The 24,751-nt window shown below is 36.9% G+C and carries 21 protein-coding genes, 1 pseudogene and 1 other annotated feature; of the genes and pseudogenes, 6 read left to right on the top strand and 16 right to left on the bottom strand.

Annotated features, from left to right (window positions below; translation table 11 throughout):
* Positions 1–71 precede the first annotated feature (71 nt).
* The gene (locus tag A5819_RS09620) at positions 72–521 is read right to left on the bottom strand and encodes a universal stress protein (protein ID WP_086278592.1); all 450 of its coding nucleotides are present in this window, start codon (positions 519–521) and stop codon (positions 72–74) included.
* A gap of 179 nt (positions 522–700) precedes the next feature.
* On the opposite strand from A5819_RS09620, the gene A5819_RS19260 reads away from it, so the two are divergent.
* Positions 701–850, top strand: coding sequence for a hypothetical protein (locus A5819_RS19260; RefSeq protein ID WP_010760373.1), 150 nt, complete (start codon positions 701–703; stop codon positions 848–850).
* A gap of 133 nt (positions 851–983) precedes the next feature.
* Here the strand turns inward: A5819_RS19260 and A5819_RS09610 are convergent, their stop codons facing one another.
* The 5 genes from A5819_RS09610 to A5819_RS09590 form a co-directional block, all read right to left on the bottom strand.
* Positions 984–1,172, bottom strand: coding sequence for a hypothetical protein (locus A5819_RS09610; RefSeq protein ID WP_086278591.1), 189 nt, complete (start codon positions 1,170–1,172; stop codon positions 984–986).
* A 157-nt stretch (positions 1,173–1,329) separates the two neighbouring features.
* A complete protein-coding gene (locus A5819_RS09605; RefSeq protein WP_010760372.1) occupies positions 1,330–1,530 on the bottom strand; it encodes a cold-shock protein in 201 nt (66 codons plus the stop codon).
* 148 nt (positions 1,531–1,678) lie between these two features.
* The gene (radC, locus tag A5819_RS09600) at positions 1,679–2,380 is read right to left on the bottom strand and encodes a DNA repair protein RadC (RefSeq protein ID WP_086278590.1); all 702 of its coding nucleotides are present in this window, start codon (positions 2,378–2,380) and stop codon (positions 1,679–1,681) included.
* 54 nt (positions 2,381–2,434) lie between these two features.
* Complete coding sequence (locus A5819_RS09595) at positions 2,435–3,094, bottom strand: HAD family phosphatase (protein ID WP_086278589.1); 660 nt, start codon at positions 3,092–3,094, stop codon at positions 2,435–2,437.
* A gap of 697 nt (positions 3,095–3,791) precedes the next feature.
* Positions 3,792–5,111, bottom strand: a complete 1,320-nt coding sequence (locus tag A5819_RS09590) for a folylpolyglutamate synthase/dihydrofolate synthase family protein (RefSeq protein ID WP_086278588.1) — start codon at positions 5,109–5,111, stop codon at positions 3,792–3,794.
* A gap of 385 nt (positions 5,112–5,496) precedes the next feature.
* On the opposite strand from A5819_RS09590, the gene A5819_RS09585 reads away from it, so the two are divergent.
* Positions 5,497–8,064: a YfhO family protein gene (locus tag A5819_RS09585; protein ID WP_086278587.1), complete on the top strand. Its 2,568-nt coding sequence runs from the start codon at positions 5,497–5,499 to the stop codon at positions 8,062–8,064.
* Positions 8,065–8,085: 21 nt separating this feature from the next.
* Positions 8,086–8,679, top strand: coding sequence for a TVP38/TMEM64 family protein (locus A5819_RS09580; protein WP_086278586.1), 594 nt, complete (start codon positions 8,086–8,088; stop codon positions 8,677–8,679).
* Positions 8,680–8,772: 93 nt separating this feature from the next.
* Here A5819_RS09580 and A5819_RS09575 read toward each other — a convergent pair whose 3' ends face one another.
* The 7 genes from A5819_RS09575 to A5819_RS09545 all read right to left on the bottom strand — a co-directional run bounded on the left by A5819_RS09575 (position 8,773) and on the right by A5819_RS09545 (position 18,427).
* Positions 8,773–11,418 carry a valine--tRNA ligase gene (locus tag A5819_RS09575; protein ID WP_086278585.1) on the bottom strand — a complete coding sequence of 882 codons (2,646 nt, stop codon included), beginning with the start codon at positions 11,416–11,418 and terminating at the stop codon, positions 8,773–8,775.
* 151 nt (positions 11,419–11,569) lie between these two features.
* Positions 11,570–11,790: a binding site (T-box leader), on the bottom strand.
* A gap of 44 nt (positions 11,791–11,834) precedes the next feature.
* Positions 11,835–12,326, bottom strand: a complete 492-nt coding sequence (gene tpx, locus A5819_RS09570; RefSeq protein WP_086278584.1) for a thiol peroxidase — start codon at positions 12,324–12,326, stop codon at positions 11,835–11,837.
* Between the two features lie 111 nt (positions 12,327–12,437).
* A complete protein-coding gene (locus A5819_RS09565) occupies positions 12,438–13,091 on the bottom strand; it encodes a redox-sensing transcriptional repressor Rex (RefSeq protein ID WP_086278583.1) in 654 nt (217 codons plus the stop codon).
* Between the two features lie 153 nt (positions 13,092–13,244).
* Positions 13,245–14,450: a tRNA uracil 4-sulfurtransferase ThiI gene (gene thiI, locus A5819_RS09560; RefSeq protein WP_086278582.1), complete on the bottom strand. Its 1,206-nt coding sequence runs from the start codon at positions 14,448–14,450 to the stop codon at positions 13,245–13,247.
* A 103-nt stretch (positions 14,451–14,553) separates the two neighbouring features.
* Positions 14,554–15,702 carry a cysteine desulfurase family protein gene (locus A5819_RS09555; RefSeq protein WP_086278581.1) on the bottom strand — a complete coding sequence of 383 codons (1,149 nt, stop codon included), beginning with the start codon at positions 15,700–15,702 and terminating at the stop codon, positions 14,554–14,556.
* Positions 15,703–15,810: 108 nt separating this feature from the next.
* A complete protein-coding gene (ezrA, locus tag A5819_RS09550) occupies positions 15,811–17,532 on the bottom strand; it encodes a septation ring formation regulator EzrA (RefSeq protein WP_086278580.1) in 1,722 nt (573 codons plus the stop codon).
* 229 nt (positions 17,533–17,761) lie between these two features.
* Positions 17,762–18,427 (bottom strand): HAD family phosphatase, encoded by a 666-nt coding sequence (locus A5819_RS09545; protein WP_086278579.1) that lies wholly within the window; start codon positions 18,425–18,427, stop codon positions 17,762–17,764.
* A 195-nt stretch (positions 18,428–18,622) separates the two neighbouring features.
* On the opposite strand from A5819_RS09545, the gene A5819_RS09540 reads away from it, so the two are divergent.
* On the top strand, positions 18,623–19,978 hold the full coding sequence (locus A5819_RS09540; protein WP_086279671.1) for an aspartate kinase: 1,356 nt from the start codon (positions 18,623–18,625) through the stop codon (positions 19,976–19,978).
* Between the two features lie 72 nt (positions 19,979–20,050).
* On the opposite strand, the pseudogene A5819_RS09535 reads toward A5819_RS09540, so the two are convergent.
* A pseudogene (locus A5819_RS09535) lies at positions 20,051–20,490 on the bottom strand (GNAT family N-acetyltransferase).
* Positions 20,491–20,792: 302 nt separating this feature from the next.
* On the opposite strand from A5819_RS09535, the gene A5819_RS09530 reads away from it, so the two are divergent.
* The gene (locus tag A5819_RS09530; RefSeq protein ID WP_086278578.1) at positions 20,793–21,557 is read left to right on the top strand and encodes an ABC transporter ATP-binding protein; all 765 of its coding nucleotides are present in this window, start codon (positions 20,793–20,795) and stop codon (positions 21,555–21,557) included.
* Positions 21,550–23,133: an ABC transporter gene (locus A5819_RS09525; RefSeq protein ID WP_086278577.1), complete on the top strand. Its 1,584-nt coding sequence runs from the start codon at positions 21,550–21,552 to the stop codon at positions 23,131–23,133. The genes A5819_RS09530 and A5819_RS09525 overlap by 8 nt, the downstream gene beginning before the upstream one ends.
* Before the next feature lie 200 nt (positions 23,134–23,333).
* Here the strand turns inward: A5819_RS09525 and A5819_RS09520 are convergent, their stop codons facing one another.
* Complete coding sequence (locus A5819_RS09520; protein WP_086278576.1) at positions 23,334–23,855, bottom strand: HAD family hydrolase; 522 nt, start codon at positions 23,853–23,855, stop codon at positions 23,334–23,336.
* Between the two features lie 40 nt (positions 23,856–23,895).
* Positions 23,896–24,735 (bottom strand): Cof-type HAD-IIB family hydrolase, encoded by an 840-nt coding sequence (locus A5819_RS09515; RefSeq protein WP_086278575.1) that lies wholly within the window; start codon positions 24,733–24,735, stop codon positions 23,896–23,898.
* Positions 24,736–24,751 lie beyond the last annotated feature (16 nt).

Below are 24,751 nucleotides of genomic sequence, written 5' to 3'. Positions count from 1 at the left end.
TTTAATGTCAATAGTAAAAAAGCAACTGACAGACTCAACGCCTACAGTTGCTTTTTGCTCTTATTTAAACTCTAAACTGTTTTATTCACCACTAAAACATTGACTTTCGTATGATTGACAACATAAGACGTCGTTGATCCGACCATTAATCGCTCAAAACCATTTAGCCCAGTTCTACCAATCACAATCAAATCAATTGGTTGTTCTGACTCTGTAAAATCAGCGATCAATGTTTTAGGATAGCCATACATGACATACGTAAAAACGTTGGTAACGCCCTGTTCAAGCGCTTTGGACTCTCGTTCTTTCATTTCTGCTTCTTCTTTTGTACGAAGATCTTCCATCAAGGTGCCCATCGACATCGTTAGTTCACCAAAGTAATTGCCCATCTCTTCAATAACAGACAATATGTGTAATGCAGCACCATTGCGTTTGGCAATTTTTATCGCTTCTTGAAACGCATTTTCTGACTGGCCAGAACCATCTACAGCAACTAAAATATTCTTATATGACTCTCCCATGATAAAAAACCTCCTTCTTTGGTATCTCCATTATACTACGTGAAAGAGCTTTCTACAAAAAAAGATTGTTACATTAAAACTTTCTTCTTTACACGTCAAACAAGCCGTGGTATAGTAATCATGGAATTTCGTTATCAGATATCGTTGCCTTTCATAAGAATCAAGAGAGGAGAATTATTATGACATTTGGTAATAAAGTATTAAAATACCGTGTAGCACTTGATACAAAGAGAAATTTGTTTATGGCTATCGATGCAAATAACCAAGCAAATATTGCTTATGGTATCACGATTACACAAGCAGTAAAAGAATTGAAAAAATCTATTTAAGGAGTTATCAACCTAAATGAGCGATTCAAGTTCTAATACGATTTAAAGGCATCCAGTGAATGGTAAATCACGGATGCCTTTTTTGTTTTGTTCATTTTTGCCTAGTGGTCCCTATCATCGTTCATGCGAAAGATTATTTTGGGTAATTGAGATAAATCATTATTAAACTAACAACGAATAACACAAAGCCAAACATAACTAGCGGGACTACCATACCATTCCAGGCTTTTTTATTGGTAAAGGCTCGCCAACGATAAAGAGCACCTGCTAATCCAAGAAACGCTAATGAGACAAAGAACACCACTAAAGAAAGATTCAACACGTTTATCACCTCTTACAAGTAGTCTACAACTTACCAACAAAAAAGATAGTAACAAAAATGTAAGGAGAAACTACTGAAAACTAAATTATTTTCACTCAACAGACTCTGCATAAAAAAAACATCTAGCAAATTTGCTAGATGTTTTGGAATGGATGAATTAGTTTTTTACAACGTTAACTGCTTGAGGTCCACGATCTGAATCTTCAACGTCGAAGCTTACTGATTGGCCTTCTTCGATTGTTTTGAATCCTTCACCTTGGATAGCTGAGAAATGTACGAATACATCGCTACCATCTTCGCGAGAGATAAATCCAAATCCTTTTTCTGCGTTAAACCATTTTACTGTTCCTTGTTCCATTCTTTTGTTCCTCCTCGTGCTTAAGCACTAAATATTGTAACATTGCCCGTGTACGATAGAGGGTTTTAAAATTAAAACTTCTATATTGTCCCAAACAAGATTACACTAATATTGTACATGCGAACCCTTATTTTTGCAAGAAATCTAGTTATTCTGCAGCAAAAAAGTTTTCTTCTCTCATACTGATGTAAACTTGTGCTCCGATGATAATATGATCTAATACTTCAATCCCCATCATTTTCCCACATTCTTGCATTCTTTGCGTGAAATGAATATCACTTTCTGATGGCGTTGGGTTACCACTTGGGTGATTATGTGCAAGAATCAAACGTGCCGCAGAATATTTTACAGCACTGCGAAAAATCTCTCTTGGGTGAGCGACAGACTGATTTAACGATCCTTTAAATACAGTCTCTTGCTTGATGACTTCATTTTTAGTATTCAAATACAAACAAACTAAATGCTCTTGCTGAAAATCTTGTAATTCATAGATCAAATTTTGCGCAATTTGATAGCTGGACGAAACCTTTCCTAATTTTAGCTGAGTGCTTTGTTGGATTCGATAGCCAAATTCGATAGCTGCTCTTAACTCAATCGCTTTGATACGACCGATCCCTTTGATTTCCATCATTTCAGTCAATGTCGCATTCTTCAATTCGTATAGATGATTAAAATAATTCAAAAATTTAGATGCGACTTCCATCACATTGGTGTTCTTGGAACCTGTTCGCAATAAAATTGCCAGTAACTCTTGATTGGATAGGGCTTTTTCACCGACACCTTCCAATCGTTCTCGTGGTAAACAATCTTCTGGCATCTCTCTAATAAATAATTTTTCTTCTTTAATCAAAAAAATCACTCCTTTATACGCTTCTACTAAAAGATACGCAAAGGAGTGATGATCTTATTTTTTAAAATAATCTGGCACTTGATTCAAGCTTTCAAAAATTTCTAGCGTTTTCCCTTTTATTTCTTCTGTCGGTGCCAATAAATCTGGGACCATGATCACAGGAATTCCTGCTGCATCTGCTGCTGTTACACCATGAAATGAATCTTCAAAAATCAACGTATTATCTGCTTTGGTACCAAGATACGCTAATGCTTTTTGGAAAATTTCTGGATCTGGTTTTGCACGGGTCACATCTTCTGCTGAAACAATTCCAGAAAAACGTTCTTTGATTCCAGCGCCATCTAATAGTAATTCGATTGCTGGACGAACATTGCTTGAAGCGACGATTCGAGGAATTTCTTGTTGGTCTAGAAAATCAAGCAACTCCAAAACTCCATCCTTCAAAGGAACAGCGCCCGATTCAAACACTTGGTAAGTATCTTCATACGATCGTTGAATAAATTCATCTACTTTGGCTTTACCGAAATCTTTATAAATTCGATGATAGTTTTCTTGAACCTCTTCATCTGACACCCCTAAAAACTCTAAATAAAGCTCTTTACTGTAAGGAAAATTCATAGCATCTGCTATTTTTTGTGTTGACTGATAATAAATCAATTCTGTATCAAATAATAAACCATCCATATCAAAAATTACGCCATCAATTGTTTTCATGATTTCCTCCTAAATTTAAAAGCGTAGCGGGCTCGTCCTGCTCTGACAGAAAAATAGGAAATTCTAACTGAGGTGCTTTTTGCCTCATTTAGAATTTATCTTTTTTCCGAAGAGCTAGCCTGCGTAGCTGGATAACATATGGTAACAACGTTCCGCTTTGCTTCGCCTTGTACTTTTCAACATCAGTTCATTTCATTCTCTGTGTTTCAAAGCAAAAGCGTAGCGGGCTCGTCCAGTCTCGACTGAAAAATAGGGAAAATTGACTGAGTTGCTTTTTGCCTCATTCCATTTTCATCTTTTTTCGAGAGACTGGCCCGCGTAGCTAGATAACATTAAAAGCTGAAAGAGCTCATTCAGTTTTTATCTTTTTCTTGAGACCTTCAATCCTTAGAGCTTTAGCTCTTAGGAATTGATGAGATCGAAGCAAAGCGTAGTGGCTAGCTCTTGAAGCTAGATAACATTAAAAGCGAAACAAATCGGTTAATCCTGTAGAAAATTAGGAAATTGTCAATGAGACGTTCTTTGTTTCATTGAAAATTTATCTATTTTCCTAAGGATTGATTTGTGTAGCTAGATACGGTAGCAACGTTCAGCTTCGCTTCACCTTGTACCAAGTCTTTTCGTGCGACGAGTAACCGCAGGAGCATTCAACATCACTTCATTTCTTCGTTGTGTTTCTTGGCATGTTTCAAAGCAACTAATTCCCAACGTCAGAACCAATATTCATTAATAATTCCCGTACCTGAGAAACAAAATAAAGTGAACCTGTCACCAGCAGCAAGTCATCTGATGACATTTTTTCTAAAATTTCACCTAAACCGAATTGCCACAATGAAACGATTTCTGTTTTATCATTTTCATAATGTTCCATTTTAGTTAGATCGATTGCCCTAGGATAATCAAATGTCGTCAAATATAAATGAACATTTGGAACTCCTCTCAAGAGCGCAATCATCTGATCAATATTTTTTGAAGCTAGTGCTGAAAATAAAATGTGGATTTCCCGATTTGGAAATTCTTTTTTCAAATTTTCTGCTAAGCGGCGCATTGCATGATCATTATGGGCACCATCTAAAATGATCAATGGTTCATCACTGATTTTTTCCATCCGAGCAGGCCATCGAGCTTGCGCTAATCCGTGGTACACATCTTTATCAGAAAAATTGAATTTCTGTATCTCACAATAAAGATAAAATAATTGGATCGCAACCGCTGCATTTTCAACTTGATGCCGACCTAATAAAGGCACTTTGACCTTAGGTAATTTGCCAGCTTCACTGTAAAAATTAAAAATCTCACCCCAATTTTTATCTGGGTGTAAATAGTCCGTTTTATACTCTTGATTATAGCGATACACTCTACTATGCTTCGTTTGGGCAACTTCATTGATCACTACAAAAGCTTCTTCTTCAATATTCCCAGTGACAACTGGTATCGACTCCTTAATAATCCCTGCCTTTTGGAAAGCAATTTTTTCAAGGGTGTCGCCTAAGATTTCTGTATGATCTTTTCCAATGGTTGTGATTGCCGTCAACATCGGTTTTACAACATTGGTACTATCTAATAAACCACCAAGTCCAACTTCCACAATGGTGATATCTACTTCCTCATCTAAAAAATAATCAAGAGCCATGGCCGTCAAGGTTTCAAATTCTGTGATTCCCGCACTTTCAGGCTGTTGATCCATCTCTTTGATCAACTCTTGATATTTTTCTACATACTGGATGATATGATCATCTGAAATGCCTTGTCCGTTGATGGCAATTCGTTCATTAAAATGCTCGATATACGGAGATGTAAAGGTCCCGACTTTTAACCCTAACTCTTCTAGCATACACCGTAAATAAGTGACAGTAGATCCTTTTCCATTTGTACCCGCAATATGAATCGTTGGTACTTTTTCTTCAGGATTGCCGACTCTTTTCAATAATGCTTCTACTCGATCAAGACCAGGTCTAGAGCCAAATGGCAGTCTACTGTGAATCCAATCGATCGCTTCTTCTATCGTTAATGACATCTTATCAACTCCTCACTGTCCATTATATCGAAAGCGAAGATGCTTTTCACTAATTAAAGTCTAAAATCCCACAATTGTTCGATTTACAGTTAAAAAAACGGCATTTTATAAAAAAGAGTAAACAAATGACTCTATGCTTTAAAAAAAGAACAGTTGTGATAAAATAAACAAGACTATATGTAAAAAGTGAGTATTGATTTTTTTGCATCAACACCTAACCCCGTGATAGACTAGATTCTTAGAGTATCACTCAAACCAAATTCATTTTATAAATAACTCGTTAAAAAATAGTATTGTTGCAGGTAGTTCGTTTGATTTTTCAGGATTGATTGGACCTTTATCCTAAAACAGTTATAAATCATTAGAATAGAGGAGCAGTATAAAAATGTTAAAAGTTAAAAAAAATTTATTGATTAGCGGGAGCTTTCTTCTCCCCCTACTATTATTGATCATACTCTGGTCGATTTTAGGATTAGCACCTTTTGGAAATAACAATCTCTTAGTTAGTGATTTGGGCACACAATATATGCCTTTTTTAAGTTTATTTAAGCAATTTTTTCAGGGTGATACTTATTCCCTTTATTCATTTTCCGATGCACTTGGCGGAACGATTTTACCCTTAAGTGCTTATTATTTATTGAGCCCGTTCAATAGTTTAGTGCTGCTTTTTTCTTATGAACAGTTGCCGATTGCAATCCTACTGATCATTACCTTAAAAATTTCACTGATGGGCAGTTCGATGTTTTATTACCTTCACAAAACCTATAAGCAATCTACAATAGCCACATTGCTCTTTTCAACATCGTATAGTTTATGCGGTTTTGTAACGGTTTATTGTTTGAATTTTATGTGGTTGGATGCCCTTATTTTACTGCCTTTACTTATTTTAGGCATTCAGCGCTTGTGGGATCATAAAAAATATGCACTTTATTCTGGCGCTTTATTTTTGTCTATTGTGACTAATTATTATATGGGCTACATGCTTTGTCTATTCGCTGTTTGTTACAGTCTATACTGGTACTATCAAAAAAATGATGCGTCTAAAAAGAAATCGCTCTGGCAATTTATCAAGGAAGGTCGCTTGTTTTTTCTGACTTCCTTTCTTACCGGAATCAGTACCAGTTTTATTTTAATTCCAGCTATCGAAGGAATGTTAGCGACAAAGAAAACAAATTTTGACTGGCAAACCTTTTTACCTACACCTAATTTTGGGCTTAATTTTCTTTCACAATTTGGCCTTGGTAGTGTTAATTTTGAATGGCGGTTAGAGCATTTACCCACGATTTTTTCTGGGGTCTTGATGGTTATGCTTTTTATCGCCTATTTCCAGCTATCTAGTATTCCTAAAAAAGCAAAATGGGGCGCCGTTTTTCTGCTTGGGTTTATTTTCTTAAGCTTCTGGTTAGAGTTAGTGAATACAGTTTGGCATATGTTCCAAAGCCCAGCAGGATTTCCGTATAGAAATACCTTTATCTTTAGTTTTTTGATCATAAAAATTGGCTATGAAGCCTTTTTGAAATTAAAAGAGGGCGCAAAATTAACAATCATGATTCCAACTATTTTCTCTGGCCTATTGCTCATTGGCTATATTGCCTTAAAACTTTCTGAAGAAAAGATTTTTCTTTTATCTGATCATTATTTTATCCTCAGTCTTATTAGTATTTGGCTGACCTTTGGTATCATCGTGTTTACTCAAAAAAACAGTGGCGCAAAAAGAGTTAGCGTCTATGCATTATTATTTTTAGTTGTTTGCTCTGAACTGGTTTTTAATTTTTGGATCAGTTTTAAAGATATTCCATTTGGTAATCAAGAAAAATTTGCGCAAACATTTCACATTCAAGATAACCTGATTTCAGATTTGCAAGATAAGCAAGCAAATTTATTCCGCATCAAACAAACCATTGATTCTGATACTGCAGGTTACAGAGAGAAAAATAATGGCTATAATAATCCAATTTTATACAGATACGCTGGCGTCTCAAGCTACACCTCTACGTTAGATGCCAAAACTCAGGATACTCTTCACGCTCTAGGCTTGTATCAAAAAAATGATCGTAGAATCGCTTACGTAGATGAATCAAAAGTAATCAATCTGCTCTTGAACGTCTCCTATCAACTAACACCTGAAGTCAAAACATATCAGGAAAATCTTTCAACGGATTCATCTACAAATGTTTATCAAAATCCTGAAGCAATCGGTATGGGCTTTTTAGTCCCTTCAGGATTTCGTTCACTAAAACTAGTGGAAAATCAGCCTTTAAAAAATCAGGAAATGATTTTGCAGCAGATCCAAGCTAACCCGCAAAGTTATTTTCAGGAAACACAAAAAGTCACTTGGGAAACACAAGCTGATAATCACTACACACTTACAACCAAAACATCCGCTAACGGTGAGCTTTACCTTTATGTACCTGAAATCAATTGGAAAAAAATCACCTCATTCAAAGTAAATGGTGAAAAAATCCAACCAGCTGTTTACATCGCAACCAATCAATTGTTTAATTTGGGGTACTTTAAAAAAGATGCTGAAGTTGAATTACAACTTGAATCAGAAATAGCACTAGAAGATCAAATGATCGAATTAAAAACCCTACAACAGGATACTTTTGATTCATTTATTACCAAGCAAAAGTCCCAAGCTATTCAACTTAAGCAACAGGCTTCTGGAACATTGTCAGGCAATATAACGGTTACTGACTCAGAAAATACGCTACTCTACTTAGCTATACCTTATGACAAAAACTGGCAAATCACAGTTGATGGAAAAAAAGTCAAAGCAATGTCAGTTTTAGGCAATTTTACTGGAGTTAACTTATCTCCTGGAAAGCATCAACTCACGATGCAGTATCAACAACAAAATTTCATTGTGGGCGTTATGATTAGCATTTCTGTTCTTTTGGGCGTATTATTTTATCAACTATTAAAGTATTACAAGAAACGAAAAATAACGTAACAGCGAGAGGAAACTGCAGCCATGGGACGTAACATTTTGAAACGAATCATCTATGTACTGCCGATTGTAGGTGTTATCAGCTTTACTGGTTTGGTTATTTATGGTTATTCTAAAGGCATTTTTCATTCTGTTCAATCTCTACAGGATTTTATCAAGCAATTTGGTGAATATGCGGTATTTATTTTTATCTTTTTACAGATATTACAGGTCATCGTGCCAATCTTACCTGGTGGGATTTCCACGGTAGTCGGTATGCTGATGTTCGGTAATATTCAAGGGCTACTTTATAGTTATGTCGGTTTGATCATCGGGGAAATCATTGTTTACTGGTTAGCTCGCTATTACGGTAAGTCCTTTGCCCGATTGATTTTAACGAAGAAACGCTATTTAAAATTTGAAAAGATGCTAGATCGCCCCGAAAAAGGAATCAAGAGATTGATGATTATCACCTTGCTCGTTCCATTTGCACCAGATGATTTGGTGTGTTTGGTAGCTGGACTTACTGACCTTCCTTTTAAGGAGTATATGAAAATTTTACTGATTTTTAAATTTTGGTCAGTTGCCACTTATGGCTATGCGGTCTTGTTCTTGTTTAATCGGTTTTTGATTGGCTGAATACTTTATGATAGCAAGTATGTAATACGATTATCTTAAAAAAAATAGGGTAATAATCAGAAAAGACATGATTATTACCCTATTTTTTTATTGTTAATTCACTGTACGCAGTTGTGCAATTCGTTCTTTCACAACGACTTGTTTTTCTAAATAATCTTTCTCTTTGGCCTTTTCAGCCTCCACAACTTCATTCGGCGCATTAGAAACAAATCGTTCATTTGCTAATTTACCTTGAACACGTTTGACTTCTTGTGTCCATTTGTCTAATTCTTTTTCTAATCGAGCAATTTCTTCTTCCACGTTTATCAAACCAGCTAGTGGTAAATAGAGTTCAGCTCCTGTTAAAACAGCTGACATCGCCAATTCTGGCGCTATAATGTCACTTGCAATCGTTAACTCATCTGGATTACAGAAACGCTCAATATAATTGGTATTTTCAATCAAGAATTTATCTACCGCTTCATCACTTGTTTTGATCAATAAAGTGATTGGTTTAGACAATGGTGTATTCACTTCAGCACGAATATTACGTACTGCGCGAATTACTTCTTTTAAGACTTCCATACCACGAGCGGCTGTTTCGTCTGAAAATTCTTCCTGAACAACTGGATAATCAGCAATCACAAGAGATTCACCTTTATGCGGGATATTTTCCCAGATTTCTTCTGTCACAAATGGCATGATTGGGTGCAATAGTCGTAAAATTTGGTCTAGCGTATACACTAAAATACTACGTGTTGTTTGTTTTGCAACTTCGTTTTCACCGTAAAGAATTTCTTTACTCATTTCAATGTACCAGTCACAGAAATCATCCCAGATAAAGTTATATAGCTGGCGACCCGCTTCACCAAATTCGAAGCGATCGAATAAGTCAGTAACACGAGCGACTGTTTCATTTAGACGGGTTAAAATCCAACGATCTGCGACAGTTTTCTCACCGCTAAAATCGATATCTTCATAAGTCATGCCTTCAACATTCATGATCACAAAACGGCTGGCATTCCAGATTTTATTGATAAAGTTCCAAGAAGCATCCATTTTTTCGTAACTGAATCGCATATCTTGACCAGGTGTTGAACCATTCGACATAAACCAACGCAATGCATCGGCTCCGTATTTATCGATCACTTCCATCGGATCGATCCCGTTCCCTAGAGATTTACTCATTTTACGTCCATCTTCTGCTCTGATCAGACCATGCATCAAGACATTTTTAAATGGCGCTTGTCCTGTAAATTCTAAGCTTTGGAACATCATTCGACTAACCCAGAAGAAAATAATATCATAGCCTGTCACCAGAGTGCTTGTTGGGAAATAACGCTGATAGTCAGCTTCTTCTTCATCCGGCCAGCCCATTGTTGAAAACGGCCATAAGGCTGAACTGAACCAAGTATCTAATACGTCTGAATCTTGAGTCCAATTTTCAGGATCTGCTGGAGCTTCCATGCCGACATACATTTCGCCTGTTTCTTTATGGTACCAAGCAGGGATTTGATGTCCCCACCATAGTTGGCGTGAGATCACCCAATCATGTACGTTTTCCATCCAACGTAAGAATGTTTGATTAAAACGTGGTGGATAAAATTCTACTGCGTCATCTGTATCTTGATTTTCGATGGCTTTTTCAGCAAGTGGCGCCATTTTAACGAACCATTGTGTAGATAAGCGCGGTTCAACGACAACGCCAGTACGTTCTGAATGACCAACACTGTGATTCATGGTTTCAATTTTAATTAAACGACCCATTTCTTTTAAATCAGAAACAATCATTTTACGTGCTGCAAAACGATCCATCCCTGCGTATTTTCCTGCTAAATCGTTCATAGAACCATCTTCATTCATTACATTTACACGTGGTAAATCGTGACGGTTACCTACTTCAAAATCATTTGGATCATGAGCTGGTGTGATTTTCACTACCCCTGTTCCAAATTCCATGTCTACATACTCATCAGCAATGATCGGAATTTCTTTATCTACTAAAGGTAATGTAACAGTTTTACCGATCAAGGCTTGGTAGCGCTCATCTTCAGGATGAACTGCAATCGCAGTATCACCTAACATGGTTTCGGGACGAGTTGTTGCAATTTCCACAACACCTGTTCCGTCAGTCAGTGGATAGCTCATATGATAAAAGGCACCTTCAATATCTTTGTGGATAACCTCGATATCAGATAAGGCCGTTTTCGCTTTTGGATCCCAGTTGATGATGTATTCACCACGATAGATCAAGTCTTTTTCATATAAAGAAACGAACACTTTGCGGACCGCTTGAGATAAGCCATCATCTAAAGTAAAACGTTCACGGCTATAGTCTAAAGATAAGCCCATTTTTGCCCATTGTTCACGAATATGAGAAGCGTATTCTTCTTTCCAATCCCACACTTGTTCTACAAATTTTTCGCGACCTAAATCATAACGAGAGATGTCCTGTTCTGCTAATTTTTCTTCAACTTTGGCTTGCGTTGCGATACCAGCGTGATCCATTCCAGGTAACCATAATGTGTCAAAGCCTTGCATTCTTTTTTGACGAATAATCATATCTTGTAACGTTGTATCCCACGCATGTCCCAAATGTAGCTTACCTGTAACATTAGGCGGTGGAATCACAATTGAATAAGGTTTCGCTTCTTTATTTCCGTTTGGTTTGAATAAATCTTGGTCTAGCCATTTTTGGTAGCGACCTTGTTCTACTTCTGTTGGTTGGTATTTTGTTGGCAGATTTTTTTCTTCTGTCATGTAGATTCCTTCTTTCTGATTTTAATCTAAACGAATGGTAAAGCAGCACACTAAGGTAACAACACTTCTTATCAGTCGCCTTGTACTGTTCAATCTCAGATTGCTTCAAAATATGTGATGAACATATAAAAAGCCCTAAAATACTTTCGTATTTTAGGGCGTAAACTCTGTTACGCGGTACCACCTAAATTGTGCTTGATCATCCCAAACACCGCTTCATTCGTGAGGTAACGATCACTACTCGAATCATTCTACTTCATTCAAATCATTGACTCCCAAGCTACCTTCTTACTGGTTATGTGAAAATCTTCCACCAAGTGATTTTCTCTCTATAACGATGCCAGTAGTACTCCTCTTGATCATGGTCTTTGGTCTATTTTACCATTGAAGTTGAATAGAAGTCAATTTGAAAAAGTTTAACGCACAGATTTTACTTTATCCAATGCAGCTGCATAATCCGGCTCTTCCGCAATCTCAGTCGAAATTGCTTCATAAACCAGCTTACCATCTTTATCGATCACAAAAATTCCACGTGCTAAACGTCCCATTGCAGGGATGAATAAACCATACGCTTCACCAAAGGTTCCTTCTGTATCGTGTAAAAGTTCCATGTCCACACCTTCAGCTGCACACCAATTCTCTTGTTCTTCTTTTGTATTGTTTGATATCGTGATAAATTTAACACCAGCAACATTCGCTGCCTCTTGATTGAAACGCTTTGTTTGTAATGAACAAATTCTAGTATCGATATCCGGTACTACACTGATCAAAACAGGTGTACCTGCAAAATCTGACAGATTGACTACCTCATCTTTCAAATTTTTTAATGAGAAATCTGGTGCTTTACTACCTACCTCAGGTTGTACACCGCTGATTTCTACTACTTCACCTTTTTTTGTTACTTTCATTCTGTTATTCCTCCCCTAAAACAAATAAAGCTTCTATAGCTCAATTAGTTAAATCTTTCTATCTCCATCAAGTATAGATGAAGAAAACACAGATGACAAAGTTCTTGCTTTCTAGCTCTTATTTTTTGAAAAAGTTTCATCGAAATAAATCAACGTCTGTAATTCCGTTGTTAAATCAATATATTGCACATTCACATTCTGAGGGACAATCACACGGTCTGGTGCAAAATTTAAAATCGCAGTAATTCCGACTTCTACGATTTTATCGATTGCCTCTTGAGCATATTGACTCGGGACAGTTGATATCGCAACCGTTACACCCGTTCGCTCAACTTCTTTCGCTAAATTTTCCATAGGCTGGATAACGATATCATCAATCGACAACCCAACCAGCTCTTCTTGTGTATCAAATGCACAAACAATATTTAAATTTTCATTTCTTCGAAAATTATTTTTGACTAACGCTTTTCCTAAGTTACCACAGCCGATCAAGGCAATCCGTTTTTCTTCTTGGGTATTTAAAATATGACTAAATACCTCGATTAAATAAGGTACATCATAGCCATAACCGCTACGTCCTAATTCACCTAAATGGGAGAAATCGCGACGGATCGTAGCTGATGGCACTTGGATCACGTCACTAAACTCTTTAGACTTGATCCGAGTTACGCCGGAATCTCCTAACATTTTTAAATAACGTAAATATAACGGTAATCGTTTAGCCGTTGCTTTTGGCATTGTTTTTTCTTTATGTAATTCTTTCATTTTCCTAGCCCCCTTGTTACTTATTTCACATATATAGTTTAGCATGGTTGAGGTATGTGAGCAACTTGTTTGTGAAAAAAATGCAGATATTAGAAAAACCTAATAAAAAAAAGAACAGATTCGATAGCGTTACCAAGTCTGTTCTTTCAACTTTTATAGAAAATCAGAAAATTCTTCGTTTTGTTCGTTTTGTTCAGTTATTTCACTAACTTTCAAACCAGCCATTGAACGAGCCATTAATCCTTCGATATCTAAGCGAGCTTCATAAGCTTGGGCTTTATCTAACTTTGGTCGCGTTTTTGGTTGAGGTGGCGCAAAAATTGTACAGCAATCTTCAAATGGCTGGATCGCTAATTCAAAGGTATCGATTTTTTCAGCGATTTCTATGATTTCACCTTTGTCCATTGAGACAACAGGACGAATAATCGGTGTTGTGGTCACTTCATTGATTGCCACCATACTTTGCAAGGTCTGTGAAGCTACTTGTCCCAATGATTCGCCATTAATGATCACTAAGCCTTTTCTAGCAGCACGTATGGCATCTGTCAAACGCAGCATCATTCGGCGGGTCACAGTCATTAGATACCCTTCTGGGACAACTCGTTTGATTTCTTCTTGTATCTCAGTAAAGGGTACTTCAATAAACTGAATACTACCGCCATAGGGAGCGATTTTTGCTGCTAAATCTTTGGCTTTTTGCAAGGCCTGTTCACTGGTATAAGGCGGGCTGGCAAAATGAACGGCTTCAACTTCTACACCACGTTTCATTGCTAAGTAGCCTGCCACTGGTGAATCGATCCCTCCAGAAAGCATTAGCATACCACGTCCGCTAGTTCCCACTGGTAACCCGCCAGCACCACGAATCGTTTCATAAGAAAGATACGCACCTTCTTTACGGATTTCTAAACGAATTTCAATATTCGGTTTTTTCATTTGTACGGCTATTTCAGGAAAAACTTCAAAAACTGCTCCGCCAAGCTCTCGGTTTAATTCATTGGTATCCAATTCAAAACTATGATCTGAACGTTTGGAAGTGATTTTAAATGTTTGTCCCGGCTGATAAGCAGATTTGATGATAGTTTGAACCATTTCACGAATTGCCGGTATTGTTTTTTCCACACGAATGCTAGGTGAAAAATTTTGAATACCAAAGACTTTTTCTAACTTAGGTAAGATTTGTACACTGTCTTCGCCATTTAATAATAAGTGCATTCGATCTCGATCTGCATGGATCTTGACAGCAGGAAAATCACCTAGTACTCTTTTAACGTTTTGTGCTAGTTGAGAGATAAATAATTTTCTATTTTTCCCTTTCGTTGAAAGTTCGCCATAGCGAACCATGATTTCAGTATATTTCACAATTTTTCAATCCTTTTCTATAAGCTTGATTTTCTAGTATTATTTACTTTAGCTAGTATATCATAGCCGTTAAGCGATTTTAGCTAATTTTTATTCGTTTTTCTTATCCATTCAATACCAAGAATTTTTTATACAATTGATTAAAGATAATCATAAACTGCTCAGCTTCAGCAATTGTATTACTTTCATCTAAGCTGACTCTAATAGCAGAAGTTGCTAAAGTATCAGGGACTTTCATGGCATGTAGGGTACTGCTAGCCATTTTTTTCCGGCTAGAGCAGGCACTTGTCGTTGATGTATAAATTTGCTTTTCTTCTAAGGCGTGTACCAGTACCTCGCCACGAATCCCTTTTAGCGCAAAACATAAAATATGCGGAGCAAAATCTGACGTTTCTTTTGAAAAGACCGTAACGTTGGCATATTCTTGTAAAGCTTCAACCAAATAACGACGAATAGTTGCTGTATGCGTTGGTTTTTCTACTCTTTTATCTGTATATAAACGCAATGCTTTCGCCATTGATACGATCCCGGCAACATTCTCTGTACCGCTTCTTTGATCATTTTCTTGGCCGCCACCGTTTAATAAAGGGGCTAGCTTACGTCCATGTTTCCAATAAATAAACCCAACCCCTCTTGGCCCATGAAATTTATGTGCAGAAAATGTAGCAAAATCCACGCGTGGCGTTAGCCATTGTTCCTGAGAAACCTTGCCAATTGCTTGAACGGCATCCACATGGAAATGGATCGTTGGATGATTTTCTAAACAGTCGCTAATTGCTTGAATTGGCTGGATCGAGCCGATTTCATTATTGACTGCCATAACAGACACAAGAATAGTATCCTTACGAATCAATTTGGCTAGTTCAGCCACTTTTACAAACCCACGTTCATCAACTGGAGCAATCGATAGTTCAAAGCCATTTTCAGCCAACTGTCTTGCTGTTTCAGAAACAGCTGGATGCTCAATATTTGAAATAATAATATGGCGACCAAATGATTTTTTCTCCAAAGCGGTTCCTTTTAAGACCCAATTATCACCTTCTGTGCCACCGCTTGTAAAATTAATCTCGTTTGATTTTACTTGGATCAAGTCAGCAATTTGTTTCCGTGCTTGCTCTAGCAAGCGGTTTGCTTGATTACCTAGATCATGCAAACTAGACGGATTGCCAATGATTCGTTGACTAACTTTTACATATGTATCTAACGCTTGAGGATAAATCGGTGTTGTCGCACTGTTATCAAAATATATCATCTAAAAACCTTCTTCTCTTGAAATTCTTTCCTATTATATACTTTCTGCTTTCGTAGTTCAACCGAATACAAAATAAAAAGGTGAGACACTTGTCTCACCCTTAACTAGTTAAATTGCATCAAGATTATTGAAATAGAAATCTTCGATTCTTCTAAATGCTCCTGGTTCCACTCTTTCAAGTGCCGTTCCAATTTCATCTAGTGCATCTTGATATCTATACTCTTTTGAAAATAGTTCTAAACTATTTTCCATCGCTACACGAATTGCTTCGTGTGTATGACGGTAACGATTTGCATACTGCATCATTTGTTCTGTTAATGCAGCAGAGTTAACTAAATCATTGGTTTTCTTATCTAGTAATTCTAAATCTTCATTACAAAGATCAGACAGTTTCTTGATTTCTTCCATATTGATTCTAATACGGTTCAAGGCTTTACTTAATTCTTCGATTCTATCTGTTGCAACAAAGAAGAATTCTAGGTAGTCAGCTGGCAAACCAGGTAAACGTTGTTTTTCAACATGACGTTTGATATTGCGTAAGCGGAAATCATATTGGTCCACTTTTTCTTGAGCAGCTTTCTCACCTTTACGTAATTCTTTTAATGAATCATCAATTTCAACTTGTTGATTTTCGATGTCATCTAAAATTTTGTAACAGTCTTTAAAGAATGCTTGAACTTCTGAATATGCAATGGTATGTTCTTTCATTTTTGGTTCGAAATCTTCATAACGACGAATCAGTTCTTCGATCTCAGTTTGGAACCCTCTTGAACGTCCAAGTTCATTATGATTCAATGTATAACTTTGTGATGTGTGATCCAGTTCGATCATTAATTGCCGATTGTTTTTCAATGCGTGAGCAATGTAATCTCCAACGACTTTATGATTTGTGATCACATATTTCTTAGCATTGATCTCACGTTCCATGATTTCATATAGTGCATCGATCGCATTAGCTGTATCACGGTTTGCAACTTCAACCGCATCAACTTCTGTTTTTTCTAAATCAACCGTTGAATTTTTCACACGTTTTTGAACGCGTCTCAATTCTTCTTCAAAATTCTTTTCAGGGAACACATAATGATCTGCAAGCAGACGTTTGTATCCTTCTTCGATCTCTTTTAGTTGATCTGGGAATGTCCGGTTCAATTCATCATAAAGTGGTGGGATACGTTTCATCACATCATCTAATTCATAGGTGTGACGTTCGGCATTTTCCAATACTTCACGTGCTTCGATCGGATCACCAGAAGTATTCAATGTAACAAATTGAGTAAACTCGATCTCGATATTTTTGATTTGTTTTTGTAATTCCGGATAAGCTGAACCAAATTCTGATTTTTCGTCATGAAGTAATTTACTGATTTCTTCGTAAACATCTAAAGCTTTTTGAACTTCCAATGAATTACGTTCTTCACTTTCACGTAGCTCTTTCAAACCATTACGAATGATCTCAACTTCTGATTCCATCTCAGTCATTGTCTCGTCAGCTTCGGCAACTGCTTTTTTTGCTTTCATAAAACGGAAGGTTTCATTTAAATTTTCAACTTCAAAAATCTGACTTTCTAACTCTGCAAAAGAACGAGTAGAAATCTCGGTCCAACGTTGATTCCATTCTCTAAATGTGTTCTGACTTTGCCCGACCATGTGCATTTTTTTGACATCATCGACCTCTTCAATCACTGGTAAGTCGAACAGCGCTTCTTTCCTCTTTTCCAGATCATCGAGTTTCATTTGATTTTTCTTTCTCATAAAATAACCAACTAAATACAAAACTGCTGCGATGATTATTATAGCTAAAACTACGATAATGATCAGATTATTCTTCATTCATGGTTCCTCCGTTTATTAGTCCATATATGATATGCAACAGCCAATAGATAACAAAAACACCTCTATCTACTGTCACAATATTCTCTTATCTACTTAAAATTCCTTAAAAACACCTACAGAAAATTATAGCACAAACCACTCAATCAAGCACTAACAATTTGTAAATTTTTAAGAAATGTTTTGACTTTGTATTATTGTCACGCATCTCTGCCGACTATTCGTTAGTTTAACCGATTTTCTCTGTCTTTTGCAACTTTTTACACACATCACTCAATGTATCAATTTTTAGATCTGCCAATTGCTGGTCCATACCAAAACGAGTATCTTTTATAGCCCAAACCGTTATCCCCGCATCACGAGCCGAACGAATCCCTTTTTCAGAATCTTCGATTGCCAAACAATTTTTAGGCACGAGTCCTAATTCTTCTGCGGTATATTCATAAATTTCTGGAGCTGGTTTGCTTTTTTTGAATTGTGTGCCGCTCACGACTACATCAAAATAGCTCGTTAATTGTCCTTCTTTTAAAACTTCTTGGATCACTTCTAACGTTGATGATGAGGCTAAACCGATTCTATACCCTTTTCTTTTAAAAAACTGCAAGACTCGTTTGGCATCTGGATCGATCAATCGACTGTAATCAATGGGATGCTCTGCTTTATATTGATGGTATTTTTCATTCAAGAAAGCTTCATCATAGATTGTATCATTAACTTCAAGAATCGTCTCCCATAAGCTTCGCATGTCAGCTCCGATAAATAATGGTATCGGAATCTGTTCAATAGATAGGTCATATTCCTTGAGAAAAGCTTTTCTACGTTGATAATAGAACTCCTCACTATCGACTAACACACCATCCATATCGAAAATAATTCCCTTGTATTCTTGCGTCATTTTGGCGCTCCTTTTTTTGACTATTCTTATTCAGCTCTACCAGTCTAACAAAAGTTTGAAAAAAAATGAAGAAATTTGTTGGAAAATAACGGAAAAGAACGAATAATTGTCATTTTTACAGTTGCTTTTCAGTCCATCTTTCGGTATTCTTTTACTATTATAATGAAAAATCTATTAAAATTAGGAGTGAAAAAAGTGAAAGTCACAAAATTTGGAGGTAGCTCACTAGCATCAGCTGCACAATTAGAAAAAGTTTTACAAATCGTAAAAGAAGACGCTTCACGAAAGTTTATCGTTGTTTCAGCTCCTGGTAAGCGTTCTTCAGGGGACATCAAAGTTACCGATTTACTTATTGCTTACTATAATACTTATTTAAATAATGAAAATACGACTGAAATCACTGGCAAAATCGTTGGTCGCTACGAAGCGATTTTAGATGAGTTGGGGCTTGATAAAGAGATACTAAATGATATTCAACAGGGAATCCAAAAATTGGCTACATTACCAAAGCAGGATAACCCACATCTTTTTGATGCCTTTTTGGCAAGCGGTGAAGATAACAATGCAAAATTAGTTGCTTCTTTTTTCCAACAGCGCGGACTAAAGGCTCGGTATAAAAATCCAAGTGATCTTGGGATCATTGTCTCAGACGAACCTGGTAATGCCCGGATTTTGCCCTCTTCTTTAAGCAAAATCAACCAGTTTAAAACAACTGACGAAATTCTAGTGATTCCTGGCTTTTTTGGTTTTACAGAAGCGGGAGATATTTGTACATTTTCTAGAGGAGGCTCTGATATCACAGGCTCGATCGTTGCAGCTGGAGTCGAAGCTGATATTTACGAAAACTTTACGGATGTTAATGGGATTTTTGTGGCTCACCCTGGAATCATTCATGAACCTAAAACAATTAAGGAACTAACCTATCGGGAAATGCGAGAATTAGCTTATGCAGGCTTTGCAGTCTTACATGATGAAGCCTTGATGCCTGCTTACCGTGCTAGTATCCCTGTCGTTATCAAAAATACAAATAATCCTGAACATCCAGGAACCTTGATCACAACGTCTAGAACAGTAAAACACGACCCTGTTGTCGGAATTGCCAGCGACCAAGGATTTGCCAGCATTTATATTAGTAAATATTTAATGAATAGAGAATTAGGCTTTGGGCGTCGTTTATTGCAAATTCTAGAAGAGCTCGGTCTTAGTTATGAGCACATGCCTTCTGGAATCGATGATATTTCGATTATTTTGCGAGAAGAGCAATTGACGATTGAGATCGAGGAACAATTAATGGAGCGCTTGGAGCGTGAACTTGAGCCAGATGAATTACGGATCACACATGGTTTATCGATGTTGATGGTGGTTGGTGAAGGCATGCGCCAACGGATCGGGGTTATGGCAGACAGCACTGCCGCTTTAGCTTTTAATAAAATCAACTTAGAAATGATCAACCAAGGTTCTTCTGAGGTCAGTATTATGTTTGGAATTCGTGAAGATCAAGAGAAAAAAGCGATCCAAGCCTTATATAAAACATTTTTTGAAGTGGAATAAAATAGGCAAATGATGGGATAAAACGATTGATTGGTTTTATCCCATCATTTTGTTTAGTGTTGTGTTGCTAATTTAATACTTAGTTTTTTTCACCAAATGAGTAATTGGATAAGGCTTGCCGAAACCATCGACTGCATCCTCTGATTCAATTTCAAAGCCGTGATTTAAATAGAATCTTTTAGCCTGTTCATTTTGAGTATTCACGTCAATTCTGTTTATCCCTTCATTGTCAACTAGCCACGTCAATATTCTACTACCATAGCGTTTTCCAATAAAATTAGGATCAAGGAATAACATGACTAACTCATGATGATCAAGACCACTAAAACCAACTAACTCATCGTTTTCACTCCAGATAGTTAAGTCAACACTATCTAAATTTTCAGGAATTATTTTTTATAAAAATTGAAATCTTCCTCAGATAAAAAATCATGTGTATTTTTTACTGATCTTTCCCATATTTTGATAATTGAACGATAATCCTCTTTGTTTGCTTTTCTTTTAGTTAACATACTTGTTTCCTCCGTTCGTTGTTTGGTTACCCACTCCTTTCCATTTATCCTTTAATTATTTTCTGAGTATAACCCTAGTTAAAATATGTATTCATTTTATATTTACCTCAACTTTTTGATAGCATTTATCTTAAAGAGGTTTTGTAATGATGTCAACAATTTATCGACTTTTACTGGGTTAATCCTTATTTTTTCTACCAAAAACTGTTGACTTTGATGATCTATTTTCAAAGAAAGCATTCTCATCACGACATGACTAGAGTACAATAAAACTAAGCTATTTATGAAAAGGTGGGGTAAGTATGATCGAGTTGTTTAATGTCAGTAAAAATTATGGAACAAAACAAGCGTTGAAGGAATTGAGCTTAACCATTAAGCCGGGAGAAATTTTTGGTTTTCTTGGGCATAATGGGGCAGGTAAATCAACAACCATCAAAAGTCTAGTAAGTATCATTCAGCCTTCTAGTGGTTCAATCAAGGTTGACAGTTTGGAATTATCAGAAAATCGGCAAGCCATCAAGCAAAAAATTGCCTACGTGCCGGACACTCCTGATATCTTTTTACAGTTAACAGCAGGAGAATACTGGGATTTGATCAGTGCCGCTTATGGACTTGAAGAGACACAAAAACAAACACGCTTAAGTGAGTTGGCTTCTTTGTTTGATATGTTGAGTCATCAAGATGAAACGTTGGCAAGTTTTTCTCATGGTATGCGCCAAAAAACGATCATTATTGGGGCCTTATTGCCTGATCCTGATATTTGGATTTTAGACGAGCCTTTACAAGGGTTGGATCCCCAAGCTGCATTTGATTTGAAAGAAATGATGAAGGCTCATGCTGCCAAAGGGAAAACTGTCATTTTCTCAACCCATGCGTTAGATACCGCAGAACAACTGTGTGATCAATTAGCGATTCTAAAGAAAGGTGAACTCATCTACAACGGTTCTGTTGCTGACTTATTAGCGCAATCACCAAATGAATCTTTAGAATCCATCTACTTGAAGATGGCTGGTCGGCAATCGGATATGCAATTATTAGAACGTATTGAAGGTGATCTGGATGAATAAAACACAGCTGCTTGAATTGACTCGAGTGAATTTACGTTATGCCAACCCGCAAGTGACCGATCGCGCTCGAAGAAAAGGCAAAAGTGGAAAAGCGCTGACACGAGCCTTGATCAATCAGTATTTGCTTTCTGGTGTTCTATTTTTGTTCATCTATGGCGCCACAATGTTTCTGATTGATTTTAGTCAAATGCCAGGGTTCTTTACTTATTATGTCGCTTTATTTAGCATTTTAGCTTTCTCGCAAGGAATCTCGGTCATTTACAATGTCTTCTTTGAAAGTCAGGATTTACCAGCTTATCTCCCTTTGCCATTTAAACAAAGTACGATTTTTTCCGCAAAAATTTTGGTAGTTGCTTTAACAGTTACACCATTTGTTTTTCCAATGTTTGTCGTATTCTTGCTGACTGGTTGGCGAGCAGGGATTTTTCTACCAGTAACGATCATTCTAGCTGTTTTGCTTTTTTTATTAGTTTTAGCTACGGTATTTGCAGTTTGTTGTTTGATCGTCTTTGGCTTAACTCGGACTAAATTTTTCAAAGAGCATAAAAAAATCGTAACTAGTTTATTGTTAGGTATCTCAATGACGATTGCAATCGTTGGGATCATTTTTATGAATGGTCAAAGTTCTTACTCCGAAACAGGTCAAATGGATCGAAGTCCGATCACTATTTTATTGCCCTTGTTTCAGATTGTCGCTAATCCATTTTCTACATCAGGGTTGCTTAGTCTTGCAGGTTTACTTGGCATTTTTTTAGTTTTGATGTTTGCTGTTAAGCTGTTGATTTTGCCAAAGCTTTACGAGCAGTTAACAGATGCAACGACAGCCAAAGGTGCCCAACGTCGGAAATATAAAGCAAATCAAAATTTAGGCCAGCTACTAATAAATTATAATAAACAATTATTGAAAGAACCCAACTTAATTATGCAAGTATTGTCAAATTCTTTACTGATGCCAGTTATTTTTATCGTTACATTTGCAATCGGCGGCTCATTGAATTTAAGTCATTTAGATTTCCGTTTTATTGGGGTGGTCTTTTTAGGTGGCATTGCATTAGCTTGGATGACGATCAATCAAACTTCATTTATCAGTAATTTGATTTCTCTGGATCAAGAAAATTTTCATTTTGTACGGTCTTTGCCGATCTCAATGTCCAAGTATATGCAGAAAAAATTTTTGGTGGGATTGGTTATTCAATTTATTTTAACTGGCGGAATCGCATTGATCGGCAGTTGCCTCTTCCGATTACCACTACTTTTTGGCATTAGCTTCGTTGCAGGTGCCTTATTAGGGAGTTATCTGCTTTGTCTACGATTTTTTGCAAGAGACTATCGCTTTATTTTATTGGAATGGACCAGTATCAGCCAATTATTTAATCGTGGTGCAGGAAATACAGGTTTAGTTTTGACGATGTTGGGGTCAATTTTTGGTAGCTTGATTATTTTAGTGATTTATGGTTTTGCCGCTATGTATCTACCATTTTGGCCGCTCACATTAGGGGTTTTAATACTAATTGTGCTTGTAACTATTTTCTGGGTCCGTTACTATCGGAAAAATTTTTGGACAAATTTTGATTAAGTTATAGACAAAAAGAGGTCGAGATAAAAGCGTTTAGCTCCGAGAAATAAGAGGGGATTCACTAAAATTGCTCTTCAAATTTTTGTGAATTTCAGCTTATTTCCGAAGGAGCTGCTTTTTTCTCGCCGTTTATTCGGATTTAGAGAACGAAACAAAACTGATTTTCAGTTTTTTCCCGCTCGTTTTCTGCTCTCAAGTAATCAGTTCATTTCAGCAGCGTTTTTCTGACGTTCTAATTCAGCTTTGATCTTTGGCTCCGGTGCAAAATCTGCCTCCCAGTTATCTGGCTTCATCACTTTATGGGTGACGGGATGATAATGTGGTTTACCATCTGGGAAAATTTTTCCCATGTTTGCTTCATGAACAATCGAAAAAACGTCAGTTGGATCGACGCCCAGCAATGAAAACGAACCGTATGTAAAATACAATAGATCGATCAATGCGTCAACTTGTTCTACTAAAGGATCAGTTACTTGCTTTTGTTTGCTCAGAACTTTTTCCTCAGCCTGATCGACTGATACTTTTAGCTGCTCTACTAATTCTTTAAAAACTGCTGGATCATTGTTCGCCGATCCATACAAAAACTCAACTAACTCTTCCGTTTTAAAACCCGCTCTATCTGATGCTTGCTTAGCAGAAAACGGCGTTGGAATTTTCGGTTTTCGATTATCAAATTTCTCGTGAAATGCTTCTGCTTTTTCAAATGGATTATCGATTTTCATAAAGTTCCTCCTCATATAACGATCATAAACTAACTTGAGCCTAACGGATCACATCATAATGACTCAACGCTTGGTAAATACCGTCTTCTTCATTACTTTTTGTTACATACTTAGCGGCCTTTTTGATCTCTTCCTCAGCATTTCCCATCGCTACACCATAGCCGACATGACTCAGCATTTCCAGATCGTTCCAGCTATCACCAAATGCCATCACTTCATCTAATGAGAGGTTAAAATGTTCAGCACAGCGCTTTATCCCAACTAATTTTGACCCCCCTGCTGGAATAATATCTACAGTGTATGGGTTAGATCGAGTCAAATGGCAACCTTCCAGTTGTTCTTTTAAAAAGCTTTCCTCTGATTTGGCACTCAAAAGAACGCATTGATAGATTGGTTCTTTTAATATGGCCAAATCAAAATAACGTTGATCTTTTCTGTGGATAGAAAAGCGACTGACTAAATTTTTGGCGATTGTCACAGGAAAACGTTTTGGTAAAAACCGGGACAGCTTTTTGGCCCATTTTTTTTGCCCAAAGCGCATCAGAGAACTGCCTTCCAAACTCTTTCTTGAACCAAACATGATTTGGCGATGATAATCATCTGAAAATGTTACGATCCTTTTTAATGTCTCCTCAGGAAAATGATCTGCTCGAATCGTTTCGTCCTTTGTATAAACCAACTGGCCATTATACGTAACAAAAACATCCAGATTCAATTCATCTATCTGCTGGCTTAAATGAACGGGTCCTCGACCTGTTGCAACACCGCAGATGATTCCTTTTTTTTGCGCTAATGCAATTGCCTGTTTTGTTGACTCCAAAGCTTTGGCATTTTTATTCACTAGCGTGCCATCGATATCAAAGAAAATAGCTTTTATCATCTTTTCCCTTTCTTTG

The organism is Enterococcus sp. 7E2_DIV0204 (genome assembly GCF_002140855.1).
GTDB lineage: Bacteria > Bacillota > Bacilli > Lactobacillales > Enterococcaceae > Enterococcus_L > Enterococcus_L lemimoniae.
The sequence above is the reverse complement of the archived record's forward strand: the minus strand, read 5'-3'. Positions and strand labels throughout refer to the sequence as shown.

Coding starts and splice junctions, on each gene's coding strand:
- A5819_RS09620 (WP_086278592.1), bottom strand. CDS start 521: ATGGGAGAGTCATATAAGAATATTTTAGTTGCTGTAGATGGTTCTGGC.
- A5819_RS19260 (WP_010760373.1), top strand. CDS start 701: ATGACATTTGGTAATAAAGTATTAAAATACCGTGTAGCACTTGATACA.
- A5819_RS09605 (WP_010760372.1), bottom strand. CDS start 1,530: ATGGAACAAGGAACAGTAAAATGGTTTAACGCAGAAAAAGGATTTGGA.
- A5819_RS09595 (WP_086278589.1), bottom strand. CDS start 3,094: ATGAAAACAATTGATGGCGTAATTTTTGATATGGATGGTTTATTATTT.
- A5819_RS09590 (WP_086278588.1), bottom strand. CDS start 5,111: ATGTCATTAACGATAGAAGAAGCGATCGATTGGATTCACAGTAGACTG.
- A5819_RS09585 (WP_086278587.1), top strand. CDS start 5,497: ATGTTAAAAGTTAAAAAAAATTTATTGATTAGCGGGAGCTTTCTTCTC.
- A5819_RS09580 (WP_086278586.1), top strand. CDS start 8,086: ATGGGACGTAACATTTTGAAACGAATCATCTATGTACTGCCGATTGTA.
- A5819_RS09575 (WP_086278585.1), bottom strand. CDS start 11,418: ATGACAGAAGAAAAAAATCTGCCAACAAAATACCAACCAACAGAAGTA.
- tpx (WP_086278584.1), bottom strand. CDS start 12,326: ATGAAAGTAACAAAAAAAGGTGAAGTAGTAGAAATCAGCGGTGTACAA.
- A5819_RS09565 (WP_086278583.1), bottom strand. CDS start 13,091: ATGAAAGAATTACATAAAGAAAAAACAATGCCAAAAGCAACGGCTAAA.
- A5819_RS09555 (WP_086278581.1), bottom strand. CDS start 15,702: ATGATATATTTTGATAACAGTGCGACAACACCGATTTATCCTCAAGCG.
- ezrA (WP_086278580.1), bottom strand. CDS start 17,532: ATGAAGAATAATCTGATCATTATCGTAGTTTTAGCTATAATAATCATC.
- A5819_RS09545 (WP_086278579.1), bottom strand. CDS start 18,427: ATGACGCAAGAATACAAGGGAATTATTTTCGATATGGATGGTGTGTTA.
- A5819_RS09530 (WP_086278578.1), top strand. CDS start 20,793: ATGATCGAGTTGTTTAATGTCAGTAAAAATTATGGAACAAAACAAGCG.
- A5819_RS09525 (WP_086278577.1), top strand. CDS start 21,550: ATGAATAAAACACAGCTGCTTGAATTGACTCGAGTGAATTTACGTTAT.
- A5819_RS09520 (WP_086278576.1), bottom strand. CDS start 23,855: ATGAAAATCGATAATCCATTTGAAAAAGCAGAAGCATTTCACGAGAAA.
- A5819_RS09515 (WP_086278575.1), bottom strand. CDS start 24,735: ATGATAAAAGCTATTTTCTTTGATATCGATGGCACGCTAGTGAATAAA.